We start from the raw sequence: 21,108 nt of genomic DNA on the forward strand, positions 1-21,108 counted from the left end.
CAATATTTTAGAATTTATAAATTTATGTTACAATAATGCTAACTGAAATCATAAAATAAAAATTAAGGATCAAAATTTGAGCTTAAAAGATAATTTAAAATCTATTAAAACAGATCTTAATGCTGAAGAGAAAATGATAGAAAATTTTATAAAAAGTGAAAGATTTATAAAAAAATATAAAAAATATATATTTTTAATTGCAATTATCGCTGTTCTTTGGTTTGCTATTAGTTTTGGAATTTCTAAAGTTGAAGAATACAATAAGAAAGAAAGCAATAGAATTTATACCCAATTGTTAAAATATCCAAACGATACAAACCTTTTAAATCAATTAAAACAAAAAAACGTTAATCTTTATGCTGTATTTCTTATCAATGAAATCCAAAATGATAATAACAATACAAATTTAAAAAATCAACTCAAAGCTATAAGCTCTGATTCTGACATAAATCCTTTGTTACAAAATATCATTTTTGCATTTTTAGGAGAGAAATCGATATTTTTAAAAGATTATGATAAACTTTTAGAAGCTTGCAAACTCTTAGAAGAAAATAAAATCGAACAAGCAAATGTATTGCTTTCTCAAATTAATGAAAATTCAGGCCTTAAACAAATTGCTAAAAATCTCAAACATTATCAAGGTATTTCACAATGAAACATTTTTTTATAACCTTATTTGCCTTAATTTTTATTTGTGCTTGTGGTACGAAAAGACAATATTTTGAGCCGGCTTATACAGATGGGGAATTAAATCATAATGGTAGCTTAAAGGCCACTATCGTTGATTGGAATTTATTTTCTGCTAAACTTAGCAATAATCAAATCATTTTAAAAAATACTCAAGCGACTCATGATTTTAAACTTGATAAAAACTATATTCTCTTAGCCTATCAAGATGGAGAATTTATCGAGGCTGATGATAATGGAAATTTAAAAATTTATAATAGCACCCATGAAGAAACTTATTCTTATAAATTTGACGCTACTGTTGTAGGAATTGCCTTAAATGGAGATGATTTAGCACTTGTGTTGGCCAATAATAGCATTGTTTTTGCAAATCGTTCCTTAGGTATTAAATTTATTCAAACCCTTACTCCAGCACCTGCTCAAGATAATCGCGTTGCAAATCCGATATTCTTAGATAATGTTATTATTTATCCTACTTTGGATGGAAAAATCATGGTTTTATCAAAAGATACTTTGAAAATTGTCAAAGATATTGTTGTTTCTGCGGAAAACTTTTTTAATAATATTATTCATCTAAGCATACAAAATAATCAAATTATAGCAGCCACGGCAAAAAGAGTAATGATAATTGACCCTAGAAGAACTATTTATCAAGACTTTGATATAAAAGATATCGCAGTGAGTGATAATGCAATTTTTATATTTGAAAAGAATGGAAATATTGTTAAAACTGATTATAATTTAAAAATACTAGAACAAAAGAAATTCGATTTTGCTATCTTTACAAAAGTGAATTTGTATCATGGTCATTTATATGCTTTTGAAAAAACAGGGTATTTAATAAAATCAGATTTAAATCTTGAAAATATACAAATATTTAAATTCTCAGAACCTGTTGAAAAAATGTCTTTTATGGGCGATGGTAAATTTTATTATGGAGATAAAATTTTAGATTTGCAATGAGTATTTTAAAAGAAGCAATGGATATTTTAAATTTAGATCTTAAAACTTTTGATCTAAAAAAATTGAGTACAAAAAAAACTTATTTATGTGCCTTAAATAAAGAAGTTGTACTTTTTATCTATACTGGTAAATCTCGTTTTGTCTTAAAAAATGCCTTATTTTTAGATAATTTATCAAGCAATTTTAATTTAAATAAAAAGTTTTTTTTTACCAAAAGCGTTCTTTGCTCCAAAGCAAAGCAGTATCTTAGTGAAAAGGGATTTGATATTCATGTTGTTTTGTGACATTGGTAATTCTAATGCTAATTTTTTAGAAGATCATAAATATTTTACACTAAGTATTGAACAATTTTTAGAATTTAAAAGTGAACAAAAAATTTTTTATATTAATGTCAATGAAAATTTAAAAAATTATTTAAAATCGCAAAAAAATTTTATCGATTTGGAACCATTTTTTGTTTTTGATACTATTTATCAAGGTCTAGGAATTGATCGTATTGCTGCTTGTTATACCATAGATGATGGAGTGATTGTAGATGCTGGAAGTGCCATTACAATTGATATTATCGCCAATTCTATACATCTTGGAGGTTTTATCTTGCCAGGGATTACAAATTTTAGAAAAATATATGCCCACATTTCACCTAGATTAAAATGTGAATTTAATACCCAAGTAAGTTTTGATGCATTCCCACAGAAAACAAAAGATGCTTTAAGCTATGGAGTTTTTAAAAGTATTTATTTACTTATTAAAGATACAGCGCAAAATAAAAAACTTTATTTTACTGGTGGAGATGGACAATTTTTAGCAAATTATTTTGATAATGCTATTTATGATAAACTTCTTGTTTTTAGAGGTATGAAAAAAATTATACAAGAAAATCCTAATTTATTAATATAAAATGTTACAAAAATTCTCATTAAAAATATTATTTTGATATATTTTAACCATTTGTAAAACAAATTCAATTAAACTTTTATAAATAAAATTCTATGATTTATAAAAAAAGGAAAAATAATGCCTAAAAAAGAATTTGATATATTAATCATAGGAGCTGGAATTTCTGGATCTGCATTATTTTATGAAATCGCACGATATACAGATATCAAAAATATCGCTTTAATAGAAAAATATCATTCTCCTTCAACTTTAAATTCAAAAGGAACAAGTAACTCTCAAACCATACACTGTGGCGACATTGAAACAAATTACACCCTAGAAAAAGCTAAAAAAGTCAAAACAACAGCAGATATGATAGTAAAATATGGAATTTTACAAAACGCCCAAAATCGTTTTATGTTCTCTCATCAAAAAATGGCCTTAGCTGTTGATGATATAGAATGTGATTACATGAAAAAACGCTACGAAGAATTTAAAGAACTGTATCCTTACATCAAATTTTTTGATAAAGAAAAAATCAAATCCATTGAACCTAAGGTAGCTCTTGGAAAAGATGGGATAAATGATAGACCTGAAAATATTTGTGCTATGGGCGTAGAAGCTGGAGAAATTTTCACAACTGTTGATTTTGGGAAAATGAGTATCAGTCTTATCGAGCAAGGGCAATTACAAAACAAAAATACTTTTGTAGCTTTTAATGAAGAAATTATCCATATAGAAAAAAAAGATGGATATTTTCTTTTAAGAACAAATACTTATCAAGAATATTATGCCAAAGCTGTCGTCGTAAATGCTGGTGCACATTCTTTATATTTGGCACATAAAATGAATTTAGGTTTGGATAAATCTTGTTGGCCTGTTGCAGGTAGTTTTTATCTCACAAAACAAAAATTACTCAATGGTAAAGTTTATATGGTTCAAAATCCAAAATTACCTTTTGCAGCACTACATGGAGATCCTGATTTACTTGCCGATATGAATACACGTTTTGGGCCAACCGCACTCGTTATCCCGAAATTGGAACGCTATCATGGATTAAAATCTGTACCTGAATTCTTTGAAGCTTTAAAATTTGACAAAACTGTTTTTAAAGTTACTTTAAATATGTTTAAAGATTCAACTATTAGAAATTACATACTCTATAATTATCTTTTTGAATTACCTTTTATCAATAAAAATATCTTTGTAAAAGATGCTAGAAAAATAGTTCCGAGTTTAAAAGCTAGTGATATATATTATGCAAGAGGTTTTGGAGGAGTTCGTCCTCAAGTAATTGATAAAAAAAGAGGGGAATTGATGCTAGGGGAAGCAAGTATTGCTGAAATTCCTGGAATTATTTTTAATATGACTCCTAGTCCAGGTGCAACGAGCTGTTTAGGCAATGCACAAAGGGATGCGAAATTGATGTGTCAATATTTAGGAGCTAAATTTGATGAAGATAAATTTAATTCGGAATTATTGTAAATATTAAAAACTTAAAATAAGGATTATCATGCTTAAAAAAACAAAAATTGTAGCAACTGTTGGACCAGCAAGTGAAAGTGAAGATGTTTTACGTCAAATGATTATTAATGGTGTCAATGTCTTTCGTTTAAATTTCTCTCATGGAACTCATGAGTATCATAAAAACAATCTTGAAACCATACGTAAAGTTGCTAAGGAACTCAATACTAGAATAGGAATTTTACAAGATATTAGCGGTCCAAAAATTAGAACAGGGGAATTGAAAACCCCCTTTGATCTAAAAAAAGGAGATAGGCTTGATTTTTATCATGAAAAAATTATAGGAGAAAAAATCAAGGAAAATCATTATAAACTTAGCATCAATCAAAGTGAAATTCTAAATATGCTTAAAATTGATGATTATATTTATTTATATGATGGTTCTATTCGTGCTAAAGTAGTCAGTATTGATTCTGACAAAATTCAAACTCTTATTGAAAATGATGGTTTTTTAAATTCGAACAAAGGGATTAATTTTCCAAATACTAAAATTAACATTGATGTTATCACTCAAAAGGATAAAAATGATTTGATTTGGGGGATAGAAAATGGGGTTGATTTTCTTGCCATTTCTTTCGTTCAAAATGCTCATGATATCAATGAAGTGCGAGAAATTTTAATAAAACATAACGCCAAAATAGCCCTTTTTGCTAAAATAGAAAAATTTGATGCAGTTGAAAATATAGATGAAATTATTGATTCTAGCGATGGTATTATGGTAGCACGTGGCGATTTAGGTATTGAAGTGCCTTATTATAAGGTTCCAAACATTCAAAAAGAGATTATCCGCAAAGCTAATAATGCCTCTAAACCTGTCATTACAGCCACTCAAATGCTTTTTTCTTTGGCAAAAAGCAAAACCGCTACAAGAGCTGAAATTTCAGATGTAGCAAATGCAGTATTAGATGGTAGCGATGCTGTAATGCTTAGCGAAGAAAGTGCTGTAGGTATAGATCCTGCTAATGCTGTTGATATCATGTGTCAGACAATCATAGAAACAGAAAAAAACTATCCTTATAATAAATTTAATGATTTTGAAAATTTAGACAATACAGATAAAATTATGCGTTCAAGTGCAAATTTATCTAAAGATTTGAATGCTGATGCGATTTTTTCTCTCACAAGTAGCGGAAAATCAGCAATGAAAATTTCTAGATATAGGCCTAGCATGGATATCATAGCCGTAGCTCATTCAGAAAAAACTCTTAATTTATTAAGTATAGTATGGGGGGTTAATCCAGCTATTTTAGTTAATAAAAGCGATCATTTAACAGAATTATTAAAAAACACAGTTAAATTAGGTATAGAAAAAGATTTTATCAATGAAAATAAATGTTATATATTAACAGCGGGTTTTCCAACAGGAGTAGAAGGAACGAGTAATCTTATTAGAATACTTGAAAAAGATCAAATATCTTATTATTTAAAATAATTTTTAAATAATATAAAATTTTTATTAAAAAAGTCGATATAAAATATAACCTCACTATTAAGGAGCAAAAATGCAAGTGAATACTTATTCAAATATCGCTAGCATGACTCAAACCCAAGTTAGCAATAAGAAGGTAGATGAAGATGCTAAAAAAAATACCAAAGATGCAAACCTTCAAAGTGCTAGTTCAAGCAAGGATATCAATAAAGATGCCCTTGAAAAACTAAGCTCACTTGGAGGAAAAGGTATTACTCAACTCTATATGGTTCAATTCCAACAACAAACTATGAATACAGTTTTTGGCACAAGCAATGCTCAAGCTGGAATTGAAGGTCTTTTAAATGGAGGAAATTTAGATACCGCAAAATCTATTCTTTCTAGTATTGATTTTACATCTTTAGGTTATAGTGGTAAAAATCCACTTTCAATGAATACCGATGAATTAAAACAGCTTGTAAGCGAAGATGGATTTTTTGGCGTTAATAATACGGCAAATCGTATCGCTGATTTTGTAATCAATGGAGCTGGAAATGATGTCGATAAACTTAAAGAGGGGCTTGATGGGATAAAAAAAGGATTTGAGCAAGCAGAAAAAATGTGGGGTGGAAAGCTTCCTCAAATCAGCCAAGATACAATGGATGCAGCAATTAAAAAAGTTACTGATCGCATTGACGAACTTGGAGGAAAAACTCTAGATCTTCAAGCTTAATCCATAAAGATGTTTAAAATTATTTAAACATCTTTAATTTTTTATATCAAAGGTAAAAAATTTACTCTTAAAATCATTCGGTAGTGTTTTATACTGATTAATAGCAGCTTCATAATTTTGCACTTCTTGATAAAGCAAACCTAAAGCAGCTTTACTTTCTTTATTATTTTTATCAGTTAATTTTGAAAGTTGCAATAAAGCTATAGCCGAATTTGGATTATTTGCCCCTATGGCTGCAACTGCGGCTAAAAATAAAGTTCTAGTATCTTTAATTTTATAATCATCAATTAAAATATTATAAAGTGCATAAGACTCTTCAAATTGCTTAGCAAAAATATCTAAATATGCTAAAGTTTGTATAATACTTTCGCTTTCAAATTTAGAAGTATTCATTAATTCTTTAAATTTATTTCTTTCCAAATTTAAAAGTCCCGAAACATGCATTAAATCAACATAAAATTCTCTAGCAATATTAGGACCCCCAAAAACACTGCGATAATCAAGTTTTAAATTTTTAAAATGAATTTGCGCATTTTGGGCATACTCTTTAATATTAAAATTAGAATTTAAAGAATTAAAATATAAAATATTCGCAATAATATCTTCTGGCAGTTGTGATCTTAACTTGGCCATTTCAACATCCATACGATTGCTAAGATTATTATTTTTAGCAATGATTGCTTTAAGCATTAAACTTAAAGGCGTATCAGAAGTTTTTTCATCCAAATACGGAAGCATTGAGACATAATCATTTTTAACTAAAAACAGCATACTTTTTTGCATATTTGCTTTAAAATTCGTATCAGCACTCATATTTTCAACAATTTCATTATAAAGTTTAGTTGTATCTAAATCATTTAATTTAGCACAAAATAAAGCAAAAACTCCTGCTAAATAATTTTTAGGATTTAAATGATAGGAGCTGAAAAAATATTTGTAAGCTTGTTCATAATCTTGCATCTGTGCGTAAGATAAAGCTAAATTATACTGTAAAATACTATGTTCTGGATAATTTTTCAACAATTGCTGAAATTCTTCATTGGCAAGTCTTAATTGCTGATTTAAAGCATGATTAATAATATTAGCAATTTTTACATTTGTAGAAGATAAAACATTACTCGTTGTTAAATACTCTCCTGAATCCGCACTATCATCGACAAAATTTGTAACATTAGCTTTTTCTATATATAATGATGCTTGTTTAGAATCAAAAACTTGATAAGGGGCGTAATAAAAAAGCAAATCAAATTGATTTTTTAAATTTTTCAATAAATCCTTAGAAAAATGACTCTGTGCTATAGCGATATTAAACAAATCATTGTTTAATCGCACTTTTATTTTATAACGATCTAAAATTTTATATTGATCTTCCTCTTTCTTATAAGCATTTTGCAAACGCATAAGCATATCCTGATAATCACCCGTTTTAATATCAACAAGACTTAAAGCTGCCAAACTTTGATTGAAGTCTCTATCGATTTTCATAGCAGTATTTAAAGAAGATTTAGCTTTATCATATTCTCCCATTCTAGCATATAAAAGACCCAAAGAAAGACTAGGTTCAAAATTTCCTTGAGAATTTAGCTGTTGTACTGCCTTAGCATCAAAATCCATCTTAGCATAAATTTTAGCTGATAAATATTTAGAAATATCATTATAAGGATCAATATTTACCTGCTGAAACATTTGCAAAGCCTCTGGATAATACCCTTTATAATAATCTATCAAAGCCAAATAATAATTATATAATTTTGATTTTCCTTCCTTAGGAAGATAAACTTGTGCTAAATCAATATAATATTTAAATTTTTCTTCATCATTAAGCTTTAAAGCACACACAGCAGCATTAATAGCAGATACAGTTTGATTTTCACCACTAGCTATAGCTTTTTTAAAGCTTTCAAAAGCCTCTTGCAATTTTCCTTCATTCATTTGAGAAACGCCTAAATTGTAATTAGACAAAGATTCATTATAAATTGCAATTTGTTTATATAATTTCAAAGATTGTTGAATTTCTCCCTTAAGATAAAGTGCATTAGCTTTTTGTATCATAGCATCCACTTTAGCCATATCTTTATACTTATAAGATTCATCAGGGACAATTTCAGATTTTTCAACTGGTTTTGAAGCAATAATATCTGCTTTAATATTTCCTTCGCTAAAAATCAAATAAGTTAAAGTAAAAACCAAAATACAGATAATAACTAAAGAAACTCCAACAAGAGACATAAATTTTCTATCTTTATACCAAGGGATTAATTCTTGACTCCCAGTTTTTTCAAAAGAAGAAAATTCTTCAGGTGCACTTTCTCTTGTAAAACTAAAACCTACATCATCTTCATTGGATCCTTCAGATAAAGATACAAATTCTTCATCATCAGGGGCTTGACCTTCTTGCCCCTTAAATTCTCCTAAACTTTCATCAAGTCTTTCTTTATTATTTAAATCGTCTTCTGATCTTTCTAATACTATATCTTCTTTTTCTGCCATTTATTTTCTTTAAAAATATTTTCTTAAAACATCAGGAATAGCAATTTTTCCTTCTTTATCTTGATAATTTTCCATAATGGCAACCAAAGTTCTACCTACAGCTAATGAAGAACCATTTAAGGTATGGACTAATTCATTTTTACCTTGCTCATTTTTATAGCGAATTTTGGCACGTCTTGCTTGAAAATCACGACAATTAGATACAGAACTAATTTCTCGGTATTTATTTTGAGAAGGAATCCAAACTTCAAGATCAATAGTCTTTGCAGCGCTAAAACCCAAATCTCCCGTACAAAGCATCAAATGTCTATGAGCCAAACCTAAAGAGCTTAATAAATCACTCGCACACTCTACCATTTCATTAAATACACTATCACTTTGCTCAGGTTTAGTAATACTTACAAGTTCTACTTTTTCAAACTGATGCTGACGAATGATCCCTCTTGTATCACGCCCTGCACTACCCGCTTCTTTTCTAAAACAAGCGCTATAACAAGTCATTTTTATCGGTAAGTTTTCACTGGTTAAAATTTCCCCACTATAAAGATTGGTTACTGGAATTTCAGAAGTTGAAATAAGATATAAATCCTCATCATCGACTTTATACATATCATCTTTAAATTTTGGCAGTTGTCCAGTTCCAAACATCGTAGCGCCATTAACCAAATAAGGCACATTGACAAAATTAAAACCACGACTTCTATTAAAATCGATCATATAATTAACCAAAGCTCGGCTCAATAAAGCACCTTCGTTTTTAAGTACACAAAAACGACTTCCAGAAATTTTAACCCCTCTTACAAAATCAAGCCAATCTAAACTTTCACCCAAATCATGATGTTCTTTTGGCTCAAAATCAAAACTTGGCGGTGTGAGGACTTTTTTTATTTCCACATTTTCATCTTCATCCTCGCCAACAGGAACAATATCATCCGGAATATTTGGAATAGCATGGGCAATATTTTCAAGTTCATCTTCTAAAGCACCCACCTTTTGACTTTGTTCGTTGATTTTAATTTTATTTTCACTCAATTTTGTTTTCAACTCTTCTTTATCTTGCGCACTTGCAAGTTCTTTACTGAATTTATTTTGAAAGGCTTGAAGCTCTTCTAAAATTGTCCTTTCTTTTTTCAATAATGCAAATAAATCAGCTAATTTTTTTAATGCTTCCTCATCAACTTTTTTATTTTTTAATTTTTGACTCACCTCATCAAATTGATTTTGTAATTTTTTTAAATCAAGCATCTTACACCCCTTATAAGCCTATTTTAGTATAAATTTTTTGCATCTTTTCTTGAGCAATTTTTCTTGCTTTACTCGCACCAAAATCCAAAACCTCTTTCAAATAAGAAGGCTTATTTAAAAGCTCATTGTATTTTTCTCTTATTTCTTTGAAATAATCAATCACCAACTCATTTAAATACATTTTAAAATGTCCATATCCCTCGCCTCCCTTTAAATAACGATTTCTCAAATTTTCTTGTCCTTCATTATCTAAAAATAATTTTGCTATTTTAAAAACATTACATTCTTCAGGATTTTTAGGATCTTCTAAAGCAGTGCTATCTGTTACTATCGATGAAATTTGCTTTTTTAAAGTTTTATCATCATTAAAAATATCGATAGTATTTTTATAAGATTTACTCATTTTAGCCCCATCAGTCCCTACAATAACGGCAAGATCTTCGTTGATTTTAGCTTCAGGCAAAATAAAAATTTCTCCCCATTCATTATTTACTTTTAAAGCGATATCACGTGCGATTTCTACGTGTTGAATTTGATCTTTACCTACAGGAACAAGTTGAGTATCAAAAAGTAAAATATCTGCTGCCATTAAAACAGGATAAGAAAAAAGTCCATGAGAAGCACTTAGCCCTTTAGCAATTTTATCTTTATAGCTATGCGCACGCTCTAATAAACCCATAGGGGTAAATTGTGATAAAATCCAATAAAGCTCCATCACTTCTTTCACATCACTTTGTAACCAAAAAACACTTTTTTGTGGATCTATACCAAAACTCAAAAAAGCTGCGGCCGCTTTTATTGAATTTTCTTTCAATTTTTCCCCATTTTGCAAAGAAGTCATAGCATGATAATTAGCGATAAATATAAACATTTCACTTGTATTTTGCGCATCTATCATTTGTTTAATCGCACCAAAATAATTTCCGATATGCAAATCTCCACTAGGTTGAATTCCGGTTAATACTCTCATTTAACTACCTTTTTTAATTCACTTATAAGCTCATCAATACTTTTATTTTCAATATCCAATATCACATCAGCTTTATCTTCATAAATTTTTATTCTTTCATTATATAACTTTTTTGCTTTAATTTCATCAAAAAATAAAGGTCTTTTAGCAATTTCATCTTTATTTAAACGCTTTTTCAAATACTCAAAATCAGCCCTTAAATAAACACTCAATCCGATTTTTTCCAAATTTTTTACATTAACAAAACCGCCACCACTTGCAATACAAGCATTTTGACAAAAAATAAAAAAATCAGCTAATTTTTGTTCTTGTTCTCTAAAAAAACACTCGCCTTTGTTTTTAAAAATTTCATTAACACTTTGCTTAAATTTCGTCTCAATCAATAAATCACTGTCTAAAAAAATTCGGTCTAACTCTACAGCCAATGCTCTAGCTATAGTGCTTTTTCCACATCCCATAAAACCGATGAAAATAATATTATCCATTCTCATCATTTTCCTTGCTTCCTTTTTTACGTGAAGCAATGATTAAAGGCACTCCCTCAAAATCAAATTCTTTTCTTATCTTATTTTGCAAATAACGCTTATAGCTAAAATGCAAGGCTTTTGGACGATTCATAATTAAAGCGATTTTTGGAGGAGCAACATCATATTGCACAGCATAATAAATTTTAACCAATTTTCCATAATCATGTGGCAATGGGTGTGCTTTGGTTGCACTTTCAATTAAATTATTAAGTTTTGAAGTTGGGATTTTTTGTATGAAATTTTCAAAAACTTGCAAAATTTTATCAAGTATCACATGCACTCTCTTACCACTTAAAGCTGAAACACTAACAATAGGTGCATGGGCTAAAAATTTAAAACGATCGAGTTTTAATTCTTTAACCGTTTTATCAAAATCAAGCTCACTTTTATCCCATTTATTTAAAACTATGATAACACCTAAATAATACTTTGCAATAAGTCCTGCTATTCTTTCATCAAGTTCATTAAAGCCTTCATCTGCATCTAAAACCAAAAGTGCGATTTGAGAATTTTGCAAAATTTTTTCAGTACGATTTAAGGCAAATCTTTCTAACCCTTGAATTTTTCCACGTTTTCTAATCCCTGCAGTATCTACAAATTCTATTGTTTTATCTTGATGAGTTATAGCTTCATTTACAGGATCGATTGTAGTTCCAGCTATACTACTAACGACACTACGTTCTTGTTTGACTAAAGCATTTAAAAGGCTTGATTTTCCAACATTAACACGACCTACAATCCCTACTCTAATATGATTTTGATCTATCTCTTTAAATTGCAATTCTTGTTTGTTTTCATCATAATGCTCTAAAAAATCCTCTAAATCTTGTTCTTCATCAGGAATCAAGCTAGTTTCATTTAAAAATTGCTCTAACCAAGTATAAAGCTCATCAAGTCCTACATTATGAGTTACTGAAATATTGAAAATTTCTTTTACACCAAAATTTGCAAATTCCCATGCTCTTTCTTCATCTTTTTTATTATCCACTTTATTGATAACCAAGGCTAGTGGTTTATTTAATTTTTTTAAAGAATAAAAAAAACGCCTATCTTCTTCATCAGGAGCTAATTTTCCATCAACAAGATAAAGAATAATATCGCTTTCTTTGGCAACTTTTAAAGTATTTTTTTTAACATTTTTAAAAAGCTCATCACTCTCATCAAGTCCGCCACTATCAATAATAAAAGCATTTTTAGAGCCAATACAAGCTTCAGTTTTATTTGTATCTCTTGTTGTGCCAGAAATTTCACTTGTGATTGCTATTCTTCTTTTTGCCATCCTATTAAAGAGGCTTGATTTTCCAACATTAGGCTTTCCTATTAATATAATGCTTTGCATTTTTTTCCTATTTTTCAAAGTAAAATTTTTTAAGAAAAATTATATAAAATTTGCCTTAATATTAAGCAAAAAAAGACTAGAATTAATCCATTTTTCAAGTTAATCCTCAAGGAATAAAAATGCGAAAACTTATCAGACATAATCTTGGAATTTATTTTATGCTTTTAGCGTGTTTAGATTTTACGCTTATGGGAGCTTGTGCTAAAATTTTAAGCAAAGAAATAAGCTCTATTGAAATTATGTTTTTTAGAAATATCATAGGAGTTGTATTTTTACTTTGGTTATTGAAAAAATCAAAAGTTCACAAAGAAGGTGGGCATTTTTGGCTTTTAGTTTTTAGAGGTGTTGCGGGCACACTTTCACTTTATATGTTTTTTTATAATATCTCAAACATCACCTTAGGTGGAGCCTTTGCTTTTCAAAAAACAGCACCTATTTTTATCACCCTCATTGCTTTTTTTGTTTTTAAAGAAAAACTAGAAAAAAAGGCTTGGATAGGAATTTTTATCGCTTTTTTAGGCATGCTTTTAATCACTCAACCTTGGGCTGATAAAGCCTATCACTCGGGCTTTGATTTAAAAAATTCCATCATAGGAATTTCAAGTGGCTTTCTAGCTGCTTTAGCCCTTACAAGCGTGAGAAAACTTAGAAAATCTTACACCACAGAACAAATTGCTTTTTCATTTATTTTTCTTGGCACACTCATGCCTTTACTTTCAATGATAGGAGCTGAATTTTTTCAATCTAAAGATTTTCATTCTTTGCATATGGATTTTATTTTAGCTCCATTTGTAATGCCTAGTTTAAAATCATGGATCATTATTTTAATCATGGGAATTTTAGGCACCATTTATCAAATTCATGTCACCAAAGCCTATGGGATAGCCAAACAAGCTGGTATTGTCGCGGGTGTAAGTTATTTTGATGTGATTTTTAGTTTAATTGTTGGATTAATTTTGGGCGATAATTTACCAAGTGCTATGGTTTTTTTAGGTATAATAGGGATAATTTGTGGAGGATTAATCTTAGTCATAAAAGGAAAAAAATGAAAAAAATGATATTAATCGCTGGTCCTTGCGTCATAGAAAGCAAAGATTTAGTATTTAAAGTCGCTGAACAACTTAAATTTTTTAATGAAAATGAAAATATAGAATTTTATTTTAAATCCAGTTTTGATAAAGCTAATCGCACAAGCATTGATTCTTTTCGTGGGCCTGGAATTGAAGAAGGACTTAAAATTTTACAAAGTGTCAAAAATGAATTTAACATGAAAATTTTAACCGATATCCATGAAAGTACTCAAGCATCAATTGCGAGTGAAGTCGTTGATGTACTTCAAATTCCAGCATTTTTGTGTCGTCAAACTGATTTGCTTGTTGGGGCTGCTAAAACCAAATCAAAAGTCAATATCAAAAAAGGCCAATTTCTAAACCCAAGCGATATTAAATATAGCGTTAAAAAAATTCTTCAAACTAGAGGTATCAATGAAGAAGGCTATGAAGTAGCGAAACAAAATGGAATTTTTGTTGCCGAAAGAGGTGCTAGCTTTGGATATGGAAATTTAGTTGTAGATATGAGATCTTTAGTTATTATGCGTGAATTTGCACCCGTTGTATTTGATGCGACTCATAGTGTTCAAATGCCAGGAGCTGCAGGAGGAAAAAGCGGAGGTAAAAGCGAATTTGTAGAGCCTTTAGCAAGAGCAGCAGCAGCAGTTGGAGTGGATGGATTTTTCTTTGAAACCCATATCAATCCTTGTGAAGCTCTATGCGATGGACCAAATATGCTAGATATTTCACGTCTTAAAAATTGTGTTGAAACACTCTTAAAAATACAAAATATTATAAAGGATATTTAATGAAAATTATCGAGGGAAAACTAAATCTTAATTCTAATGAAAAAATTGCAATCATCAATGCAAGATTTAATCACATCATCACCGATCGTCTTGTTGAAGGTGCTAAAGATGCCTTTTTAAGACATGGAGGTAAAGAAGAAAATTTAAGCCTTATTCTTGTTCCAGGGGCTTTTGAACTTCCTTTCATCTTAAAAAAAGCTATAGAAAGTCAAAAATTTGATGCTATTTGTTGCATAGGTGCTGTTATTAGAGGCTCGACTCCGCATTTTGATTATGTTGCAGCAGAAACCACAAAAGGTATTGCCAATGTAAGTTTAAATCATAATATTCCTGTAAGTTTTGGCGTACTCACCACTGATACTATAGAACAAGCCATAGAAAGAGCAGGAAGCAAAGCTGGAAATAAAGGTTTTGAAGCTATGGTTACAGTTATAGAAATGCTTAATTTAAGCAAGGAAATTTAATGGCAACGCGTCATCAAGTCAGACAAAGTGTTGTTTCTTTGCTTTATGCTTTAGAAATGAATGAAAAAAATGAAAATTTTATTGATGATTATTTAAATGAAAAAAAGATTCGCAATGAGCAAAAAAAATTTACTTTAAATTTATATCAAGGCATTATTCATAATCTTTGCGATATTGATGAGAAATTAAATACTCATCTTAATGAAAACAAAATTGAAAAATTAGGATATATTGAAAGAGCTATATTAAGACTTGGAGCTTATGAGTTGCTTTTCACAGACACACCTAGTGCAATCATCATCAATGAAGCGATAGAATTAGCTAAAGAATTAGCTAATGATAGTTCTCCTAAATTTATCAATGGAGTTTTAGACTCACTGATTAAGGCTAAAAAATGAAATTATGCGTTGCATTAGATCTTACCACCAAAGAAGAATGTCTTAATATAGCCAAAGAATTAAAAGGCTTGGATCTTTGGCTTAAAATAGGCCTAAGAGCTTATCTAAGAGATGGTTTTAAATTTATAGAAGAATTAAAAAAAATAGATCATTTTAAAATCTTTTTGGATCTAAAAATTCATGACATTCCTAATACAACTGCGGATGCTTGTGAAGAAATTTCCAAACTTGGAGTTGATATGATCAATATTCATGCAAGTGTTGGAAATATAGCCATGCAAGAAGTGATGAACAGACTTAATAAATTTTCTAAACGCCCTTTAGTTTTGGCTGTTTCTGCTCTAACTAGTTTTGATGAAGAGCATTTTTTCAATATTTATAAACAAAGCATTGATGAAGCTGTAATTAATTTCGCTAAAATGTCTTATCAAAATGGGCTTGATGGTATGGTATGCTCTGTTTTTGAAAGCAAAAATATCAAAAACAATACTCATCAAAATTTTTTAACATTAACACCAGGCATTCGTCCTTTTGGAGAGAGTAATGACGATCAAAAACGAGTTGCTAATTTAGAAACAGCTAAAGAAAATAAAAGTGATTTTATAGTCATAGGACGCCCTATATACAAAGATAAAAATCCTAAAGCGGTCTGCGAAAAGATTTTGGAGCTTATATGAGCAAAGAAAAAATAAATGAAGAAAATATAGATCAAATTTATGAAAACAATCAAAAAAAAGAATGGGATATTTGCAAAAATTTTGAAGAATGGATCAAAACCCAACCCGATAAAGAAAAAGCCTTAAAAGAATTTTATCAAAAGTGTGGGATAAAGTATTGAATTATCAGCAATTAGAATGTGATTATTTTAATCTTTACAATCAATTTATTAGTGTCGATTCTACTATTTCTTTTGAAAAAAATAATCGAATTTTAATCAAAGATTTTGTATTTTTTTATCATCAAATCTTAAAACAAAAAGATTTTAATTACTTAACGGGCATAAGAAATAAAATCGCCCTAAAAGTTCAAAAATATATGCAGCAATATTCTATAGCACCCAAAAGTCTTAATCTTTCTTGTTTAAGAGAAAATAAACATATTGAATTTTTTGAAATGTTTTATAAGGCTTTGGGCTATTTTGTCGCTTTTAGACAAAAACTCAATGAAGAACAAAAACTCCAAATCATTATATCTAGCATTGATGAAAGCTTTGGATATAAATTTTCAATAGAAAATTTTCAAAATTTAGATCATTTTAAAAAAAGCGATATTTTAACCCTTCCAGAAAGGTGCCTTAATAATTTTCACCTAGCAATGATTCATCTTTGTATTATGATCCTTAATCCTCTTAACTTAAAAGATTATAATCAACATCTTGATAAGGCGATTAATTATCTTATTGATGGCTCTTTTAATATTTATGAGATCATCTTAAAAGAATATTCTTTATTGTATCCAAAAGATCAAAATTTTAAACAAGAACTTGCCAAACTTAAAGAATTAGAAGTCCAAATTCTTATGCAAGAAATTTCAAAATTAAAACTATCAAACAATTACAAAGAACTATGTGGAGAAATTCTTTACAATCTAGAACTTGAAAAAATAACCCAAAAATAATCTTATATTAGCTCTAATATGCTTTAATAATAAAAATTTTTAACAAGGAAAAATTATGCATATTACGCCTGAATATTTATATCAAAAAAGAAGGAAATTTTTAAAATTAGGCATTGGAGCACTTATAAGTTCAACTTTAATCAGTTCCAAACTTTCCGCTTTTAACTTCATTAAAGATAAAAATCTTGATAATTTAAAAATAAGTGATGAAGAATTGGCTACAAATTATGTCAATTTTTATGAATTCTCCACCGATAAAAAAAGAGCTGTAGCCTTAGCTCAAAATTTTAACACTCAAAATTGGAAAATTGAAATCAGCGGAGAAATTGAAAAACCTATAACTCTTAGCATGGAAGATATTTTAAAATTTCCTTTAGAAGAAAGAATTTATCGATTTCGTTGCGTTGAAACTTGGTCTATGGTAGTTCCTTGGATTGGTTTTGAATTGCGTCATCTAATAGAAAAGGTAAAACCGACTCAAAAGGCTAAATTTATTAAATTTACAACACTTTTTGACAAAAATCAATTTCCTGATCAAGATGCACTTTTTCCAACTATAGACTATCCTTATGTTGAAGGGCTTAGAATGGATGAAGCAATGCATCCGCTAACCTTGCTTGCTGTAGGAATGTATAAAAAACCTTTAAAACCACAAAATGGGGCTCCTATACGCTTAGTTGTTCCTTGGAAATATGGTTTTAAAAGTATCAAATCGATTGTAAAAATTGAATTTGTAGAAAAACAACCTCTTACAACTTGGCAAAATTATGCTCCAAATGAATATGGTTTTTATGCCAATGTTAATCCAAATGTATCCCATCCAAGATGGTCTCAAGCAAATGAAAGAGCCTTGGGTGATTTTTTCACAAAACCTACTTTAATGTTTAATGGCTATGAAAAAGAGGTTGCAAAACTTTATGAAGGCATGGATTTAAAGGTTAATTTTTAATGAGTAAATATTTTAATTTTTTTGCTTTCATATTTTTCTTAGCAAGTTTGATTTATTCTTTTTACAATATCATAAAAGCCTTTGATTTTGTAAAAGAAATTTATTTTAATACAGGAATTTTTGCTTTAATATTTTTAAATTTAAGTTTATTTTTTTCTTTATTTAAATTCAAATCAACCAAAAATTATCCCAAAATTTTGGGATTTTTTGCAACTTTTTGGGGTGCTATTCATTTTTTAAACTATTTTATTTTTGATAGAAATGCCCAAATTTCAAGACTTTTAAATGATATTTTATTCCATTTTTTAGAAACAACTGGATTTATAGCTCTTATTATCATTTGTTTGATGTTTTTAAGTTCTTTTAATTGCTTTAAGAAAATACGCAAAATAAGAAAATTAGGATATTTATGCTTAGTTATTTCAAGCTATCATTACTTTTTAAGTCCTAAAATTCCTATGTTTTGGGAGTGGAGTGCTTTAATTATAGCAATGATTTATTTTATTTTACGCTATGTTAAAAACCTACGATTTTGCTTTTATCGAAACTAGAATTAAGTTCTTTTTGTATGCTTTCTAAAAAATCTTGCATGTGAAAAATTCCTTCTTTGGAAATTGCGACTTTTAAGGCTGTATTTTTTATGATCATTAAAATTTGTGCCCCACTTAATTCATAATTAGCTAAGATATTAATATCAAATTTTTTATCAAATTCGGCTTTTTTGGGTAAAAATTTTTCCCACATTTTTAGCCTATCTTTAAAATCAGGCTTTTTAAATTCTATTTTATAATCAAATCTTCTTGAAAATGCCGTATCTAAACTTTCTAAAAAATTCGTAGTTGCAATCATCACTCCGCTAAAACGCTCGATCTGTTCTAAAAAGATATTTTGCATTTGATTATGCATCTTATCACTTCCTGCACTACTCTCAACCCTTGTGCTTAAAAATTGATCCGCTTCATTTAATAATAAAATAGGACTTTGTTTGCAAGTTTGCACTATATTTTTATAGGTATCAAAAATTTTCCTAACATTTTGCTCGCTTTCTCCTACCCATTTGCTAAGAATTTTAGAGCAATCAAAACTAAGAACTGATTTTTTCATCGACTTAGCCATAGCTAAGGCTGACATAGTTTTTCCTGTTCCAGCAGGTCCATAAAAAATAATTTTAGCTTCTATATTTTTATTGTTTTTTATACCCCATAAATTTAATCTTTCAAGCACTTTTTTATCTTGTTGCTTAAGAATGCTTTCTAAAAGCTCTTTGGTATTTTCAGGCATAATAATATCGTTGATATTAACCCTTGGTTCTATGAGTTCAAAAATATCTTGATCTTTTAAAACATTTTCAATTTTAACTTTTTTACTTTGTTTTGGCTCAAAATTAATCACTCTTTGTAAAATTTCATCTGTAATAAAAAAGCTTTTTGAAATATCTCCAAAAGAATTCAAATACTCATCATATTCTATTAAATTTAAAAGTGGAGAATTTTCTTGTAATAGTCTTTTATTTTTATGCTTATCAAGCTCATCTTCACTAACAAGAGACAATAAAAAATTCATTTCTCTAAAAGTCGAATTTTCATTGCTCAATAAATATTCTTCTCTTAAAAGTGTTAAAAAAATAATTTGCTCTTTTTGATTGAGATTAAATTCCTTAAAGATATCGGATAAAACATTATAAAATTTACTTTTTTTCAAACGCTCTTTAATATAATCTTCGCAAAGTTTAATTTGCTCTTTTAATTCACTATTGTAAGCACTTTTTCTAATAAAACTCAATCTTTCATAAAGTTCAACGCGCATAAATTCATCTTTAAGATATTCTAAATAATCAGCGTAAGCTTCTTTTTTGCTAAAATCTAAATTATTGGATTTTGATTCTAAAAATTCTAAAAAATACTCACTCAAGCTTAGCTCACACTGCAATAAATTTAAACTTAAAGTTTGATTTTTATTACTTTCAATATTTTTAAAAAAACTTGAATTTTGATTAACAAAACCTCTTTCTATCAGTTTTTTTAAATCTCCTAAAACATCTAAATATGCATATTTTTCCATGCCAAAAATACTGGATAATAAAGTAAATGCATTCACAGAAGCAACAGAAATAACATAATGCTTACAAAGTTCTCTTAAAATCAAAGCTTCATTTTTAGAACATTTCAGTTCTTTATATATTTGAGTTTTTTCTATGGTTTTTAAATTTAAAAATTCTTTGAGTTTTAGCATTATTTCTTAAATTCCTCTATTTCATTATTAAAAAAATCAATACAAATATTTTCATCTAAAAAATGATTTTCAAAAGGTAAATAGCATATTTTAATCCCATAAGGAGTCAATAAAAAATTATCATTAAAATCCATTGTATCAATATCCTCAAAACATTCTGCACAAAATTTTTTAAGTTTTTGATGCAAAAGATCTAAAAACTGATGATTTTTTATATCATATAATTGATTTAAATGAATAAAAGCATTTTTTTTAATATCATAAACAAAATTGTTAAGCTCTAAAATCGGGCGTTCCATTTCATCTTTATAAAAATAATATTGCTCTTGAAAACTCAATTTTCCATCTTTTAAAAATATAGGTTTTTGAATAATTTGCTCAAAATCAAAATCTTTATTGCTTAATTGATGAATTTTTTTAAATTCATCATTTTTTAAAAAATCCAAACAACTTTTAATTTTAATATTATTTTGATCTTCAAAAAGATATAAATTTGTAAAACCTAATTTTTGCGCTTTGATTTTTTTATTATCCAGTATTAATTCTTTTGCTTCGTTAATTACATAGATATCATCTTGATCTTTCCAAACCTTTGAAATTTTAAAAATAGGAATTTCTTTGCTTGTATTAAGATCGCTTAGGACTATAAAGCTGGGGCTTGTTTGATTGATATCCTTATCAAATACAGGTATAAAAGGCGCATCCTCATAAATTATGGCAAAAATTTGCTTGTCTTTTAGATCATAAAAATACGCTTCGCCTTTATAATTTTTAGAAAAAAGTAAGCTGATAGCAAAAAATAAAAATAAAAAAAATTTCAAAATT

General features: G+C 28.5%; 21 protein-coding genes and 1 pseudogene. 15 read left to right on the top strand and 7 right to left on the bottom strand.

Annotation, left to right across the window (positions count from 1 at the left end):
• The first annotated feature begins 76 nt into the window (after positions 1 to 76).
• From CQA75_RS01135 to CQA75_RS01165, 7 genes are all read left to right on the top strand, one after another.
• On the top strand, positions 77 to 655 hold the full coding sequence (locus CQA75_RS01135; protein WP_137623226.1) for a hypothetical protein: 579 nt from the start codon (positions 77 to 79) through the stop codon (positions 653 to 655).
• Complete coding sequence (locus tag CQA75_RS01140) at positions 652 to 1,650, top strand: hypothetical protein (protein WP_137623227.1); 999 nt, start codon at positions 652 to 654, stop codon at positions 1,648 to 1,650. The genes CQA75_RS01135 and CQA75_RS01140 overlap by 4 nt, the downstream gene beginning before the upstream one ends.
• Positions 1,647 to 1,934, top strand: a complete 288-nt coding sequence (locus tag CQA75_RS01145; protein WP_137623228.1) for a tram-like protein — start codon at positions 1,647 to 1,649, stop codon at positions 1,932 to 1,934. The genes CQA75_RS01140 and CQA75_RS01145 overlap by 4 nt, the downstream gene beginning before the upstream one ends.
• On the top strand, positions 1,921 to 2,550 hold the full coding sequence (locus CQA75_RS01150; RefSeq protein ID WP_137623229.1) for a type III pantothenate kinase: 630 nt from the start codon (positions 1,921 to 1,923) through the stop codon (positions 2,548 to 2,550). Before CQA75_RS01145 ends, CQA75_RS01150 begins: the two co-directional genes overlap by 14 nt.
• A gap of 117 nt (positions 2,551 to 2,667) precedes the next feature.
• Positions 2,668 to 4,014 (top strand): FAD-dependent oxidoreductase, encoded by a 1,347-nt coding sequence (locus CQA75_RS01155; protein WP_137623230.1) that lies wholly within the window; start codon positions 2,668 to 2,670, stop codon positions 4,012 to 4,014.
• Positions 4,015 to 4,042: 28 nt separating this feature from the next.
• Positions 4,043 to 5,485 carry a pyruvate kinase gene (gene pyk, locus CQA75_RS01160; protein WP_137623231.1) on the top strand — a complete coding sequence of 481 codons (1,443 nt, stop codon included), beginning with the start codon at positions 4,043 to 4,045 and terminating at the stop codon, positions 5,483 to 5,485.
• A 70-nt stretch (positions 5,486 to 5,555) separates the two neighbouring features.
• Positions 5,556 to 6,194 carry a hypothetical protein gene (locus CQA75_RS01165; RefSeq protein ID WP_137623232.1) on the top strand — a complete coding sequence of 213 codons (639 nt, stop codon included), beginning with the start codon at positions 5,556 to 5,558 and terminating at the stop codon, positions 6,192 to 6,194.
• 33 nt (positions 6,195 to 6,227) lie between these two features.
• Here CQA75_RS01165 and pflB read toward each other — a convergent pair whose 3' ends face one another.
• From pflB to der, 5 genes are read right to left on the bottom strand one after another with little or no spacing between them, the layout of a single operon-like run.
• A complete protein-coding gene (gene pflB / locus CQA75_RS01170) occupies positions 6,228 to 8,684 on the bottom strand; it encodes a motility protein PflB (protein WP_137623233.1) in 2,457 nt (818 codons plus the stop codon).
• Between the two features lie 9 nt (positions 8,685 to 8,693).
• On the bottom strand, positions 8,694 to 9,929 hold the full coding sequence (serS, locus tag CQA75_RS01175) for a serine--tRNA ligase (RefSeq protein ID WP_137623234.1): 1,236 nt from the start codon (positions 9,927 to 9,929) through the stop codon (positions 8,694 to 8,696).
• Between the two features lie 10 nt (positions 9,930 to 9,939).
• On the bottom strand, positions 9,940 to 10,899 hold the full coding sequence (gene trpS, locus CQA75_RS01180) for a tryptophan--tRNA ligase (RefSeq protein ID WP_137623235.1): 960 nt from the start codon (positions 10,897 to 10,899) through the stop codon (positions 9,940 to 9,942).
• Complete coding sequence (locus tag CQA75_RS01185; RefSeq protein WP_246023726.1) at positions 10,896 to 11,390, bottom strand: shikimate kinase; 495 nt, start codon at positions 11,388 to 11,390, stop codon at positions 10,896 to 10,898. The genes trpS and CQA75_RS01185 overlap by 4 nt, the downstream gene beginning before the upstream one ends.
• A complete protein-coding gene (gene der, locus CQA75_RS01190; RefSeq protein WP_137623237.1) occupies positions 11,377 to 12,765 on the bottom strand; it encodes a ribosome biogenesis GTPase Der in 1,389 nt (462 codons plus the stop codon). Before der ends, CQA75_RS01185 begins: the two co-directional genes overlap by 14 nt.
• Before the next feature lie 119 nt (positions 12,766 to 12,884).
• Here der and CQA75_RS01195 point away from each other — a divergent pair, with 119 nt between their 5' ends.
• The 8 genes and pseudogenes from CQA75_RS01195 (at position 12,885) to CQA75_RS01230 (ending at position 18,602) form a co-directional block, all read left to right on the top strand.
• On the top strand, positions 12,885 to 13,814 hold the full coding sequence (locus CQA75_RS01195; protein ID WP_137623238.1) for a DMT family transporter: 930 nt from the start codon (positions 12,885 to 12,887) through the stop codon (positions 13,812 to 13,814).
• The gene (gene kdsA, locus CQA75_RS01200; protein WP_137623239.1) at positions 13,811 to 14,623 is read left to right on the top strand and encodes a 3-deoxy-8-phosphooctulonate synthase; all 813 of its coding nucleotides are present in this window, start codon (positions 13,811 to 13,813) and stop codon (positions 14,621 to 14,623) included. Before CQA75_RS01195 ends, kdsA begins: the two co-directional genes overlap by 4 nt.
• Positions 14,623 to 15,087: a 6,7-dimethyl-8-ribityllumazine synthase gene (gene ribH, locus CQA75_RS01205; protein ID WP_137623240.1), complete on the top strand. Its 465-nt coding sequence runs from the start codon at positions 14,623 to 14,625 to the stop codon at positions 15,085 to 15,087. Before kdsA ends, ribH begins: the two co-directional genes overlap by 1 nt.
• Positions 15,087 to 15,485 carry a transcription antitermination factor NusB gene (gene nusB / locus CQA75_RS01210; protein ID WP_137623241.1) on the top strand — a complete coding sequence of 133 codons (399 nt, stop codon included), beginning with the start codon at positions 15,087 to 15,089 and terminating at the stop codon, positions 15,483 to 15,485. The genes ribH and nusB overlap by 1 nt, the downstream gene beginning before the upstream one ends.
• A pseudogene (gene pyrF, locus CQA75_RS01215) lies at positions 15,482 to 16,323 on the top strand (orotidine-5'-phosphate decarboxylase). Before nusB ends, pyrF begins: the two are co-directional and overlap by 4 nt.
• Positions 16,320 to 17,102 carry a hypothetical protein gene (locus CQA75_RS01220; RefSeq protein ID WP_137623243.1) on the top strand — a complete coding sequence of 261 codons (783 nt, stop codon included), beginning with the start codon at positions 16,320 to 16,322 and terminating at the stop codon, positions 17,100 to 17,102. Before pyrF ends, CQA75_RS01220 begins: the two are co-directional and overlap by 4 nt.
• Before the next feature lie 55 nt (positions 17,103 to 17,157).
• The gene (msrP, locus tag CQA75_RS01225; RefSeq protein ID WP_137623244.1) at positions 17,158 to 18,051 is read left to right on the top strand and encodes a protein-methionine-sulfoxide reductase catalytic subunit MsrP; all 894 of its coding nucleotides are present in this window, start codon (positions 17,158 to 17,160) and stop codon (positions 18,049 to 18,051) included.
• Positions 18,051 to 18,602 (top strand): ferric reductase-like transmembrane domain-containing protein, encoded by a 552-nt coding sequence (locus CQA75_RS01230; RefSeq protein ID WP_137623245.1) that lies wholly within the window; start codon positions 18,051 to 18,053, stop codon positions 18,600 to 18,602. Before msrP ends, CQA75_RS01230 begins: the two co-directional genes overlap by 1 nt.
• On the opposite strand, the gene CQA75_RS01235 is transcribed toward CQA75_RS01230, so the two are convergent.
• On the bottom strand, positions 18,568 to 20,283 hold the full coding sequence (locus CQA75_RS01235; protein ID WP_137623246.1) for an ATP-binding protein: 1,716 nt from the start codon (positions 20,281 to 20,283) through the stop codon (positions 18,568 to 18,570). The genes CQA75_RS01230 and CQA75_RS01235 overlap by 35 nt on opposite strands.
• Entirely contained in the window at positions 20,283 to 21,104 is an 822-nt protein-coding gene (locus tag CQA75_RS01240) for a hypothetical protein (RefSeq protein ID WP_137623247.1), read from the bottom strand. The genes CQA75_RS01235 and CQA75_RS01240 overlap by 1 nt, the downstream gene beginning before the upstream one ends.
• Positions 21,105 to 21,108 lie beyond the last annotated feature (4 nt).

The sequence above is a fragment of the Campylobacter taeniopygiae genome, from assembly GCF_005406225.1.
GTDB classification, from domain to species: Bacteria; Campylobacterota; Campylobacteria; order Campylobacterales; family Campylobacteraceae; genus Campylobacter_D; species Campylobacter_D taeniopygiae.

Coding starts and splice junctions, on each gene's coding strand:
- CQA75_RS01235 (WP_137623246.1), bottom strand. CDS start 20,283: ATGCTAAAACTCAAAGAATTTTTAAATTTAAAAACCATAGAAAAAACT.
- CQA75_RS01165 (WP_137623232.1), top strand. CDS start 5,556: ATGCAAGTGAATACTTATTCAAATATCGCTAGCATGACTCAAACCCAA.
- der (WP_137623237.1), bottom strand. CDS start 12,765: ATGCAAAGCATTATATTAATAGGAAAGCCTAATGTTGGAAAATCAAGC.
- CQA75_RS01195 (WP_137623238.1), top strand. CDS start 12,885: ATGCGAAAACTTATCAGACATAATCTTGGAATTTATTTTATGCTTTTA.
- CQA75_RS01150 (WP_137623229.1), top strand. CDS start 1,921: ATGTTGTTTTGTGACATTGGTAATTCTAATGCTAATTTTTTAGAAGAT.
- pflB (WP_137623233.1), bottom strand. CDS start 8,684: ATGGCAGAAAAAGAAGATATAGTATTAGAAAGATCAGAAGACGATTTA.
- CQA75_RS01140 (WP_137623227.1), top strand. CDS start 652: ATGAAACATTTTTTTATAACCTTATTTGCCTTAATTTTTATTTGTGCT.
- pyk (WP_137623231.1), top strand. CDS start 4,043: ATGCTTAAAAAAACAAAAATTGTAGCAACTGTTGGACCAGCAAGTGAA.
- trpS (WP_137623235.1), bottom strand. CDS start 10,899: ATGAGAGTATTAACCGGAATTCAACCTAGTGGAGATTTGCATATCGGA.
- CQA75_RS01145 (WP_137623228.1), top strand. CDS start 1,647: ATGAGTATTTTAAAAGAAGCAATGGATATTTTAAATTTAGATCTTAAA.
- kdsA (WP_137623239.1), top strand. CDS start 13,811: ATGAAAAAAATGATATTAATCGCTGGTCCTTGCGTCATAGAAAGCAAA.
- serS (WP_137623234.1), bottom strand. CDS start 9,929: ATGCTTGATTTAAAAAAATTACAAAATCAATTTGATGAGGTGAGTCAA.
- msrP (WP_137623244.1), top strand. CDS start 17,158: ATGCATATTACGCCTGAATATTTATATCAAAAAAGAAGGAAATTTTTA.
- ribH (WP_137623240.1), top strand. CDS start 14,623: ATGAAAATTATCGAGGGAAAACTAAATCTTAATTCTAATGAAAAAATT.
- CQA75_RS01230 (WP_137623245.1), top strand. CDS start 18,051: ATGAGTAAATATTTTAATTTTTTTGCTTTCATATTTTTCTTAGCAAGT.
- CQA75_RS01155 (WP_137623230.1), top strand. CDS start 2,668: ATGCCTAAAAAAGAATTTGATATATTAATCATAGGAGCTGGAATTTCT.
- nusB (WP_137623241.1), top strand. CDS start 15,087: ATGGCAACGCGTCATCAAGTCAGACAAAGTGTTGTTTCTTTGCTTTAT.
- CQA75_RS01185 (WP_246023726.1), bottom strand. CDS start 11,390: ATGAGAATGGATAATATTATTTTCATCGGTTTTATGGGATGTGGAAAA.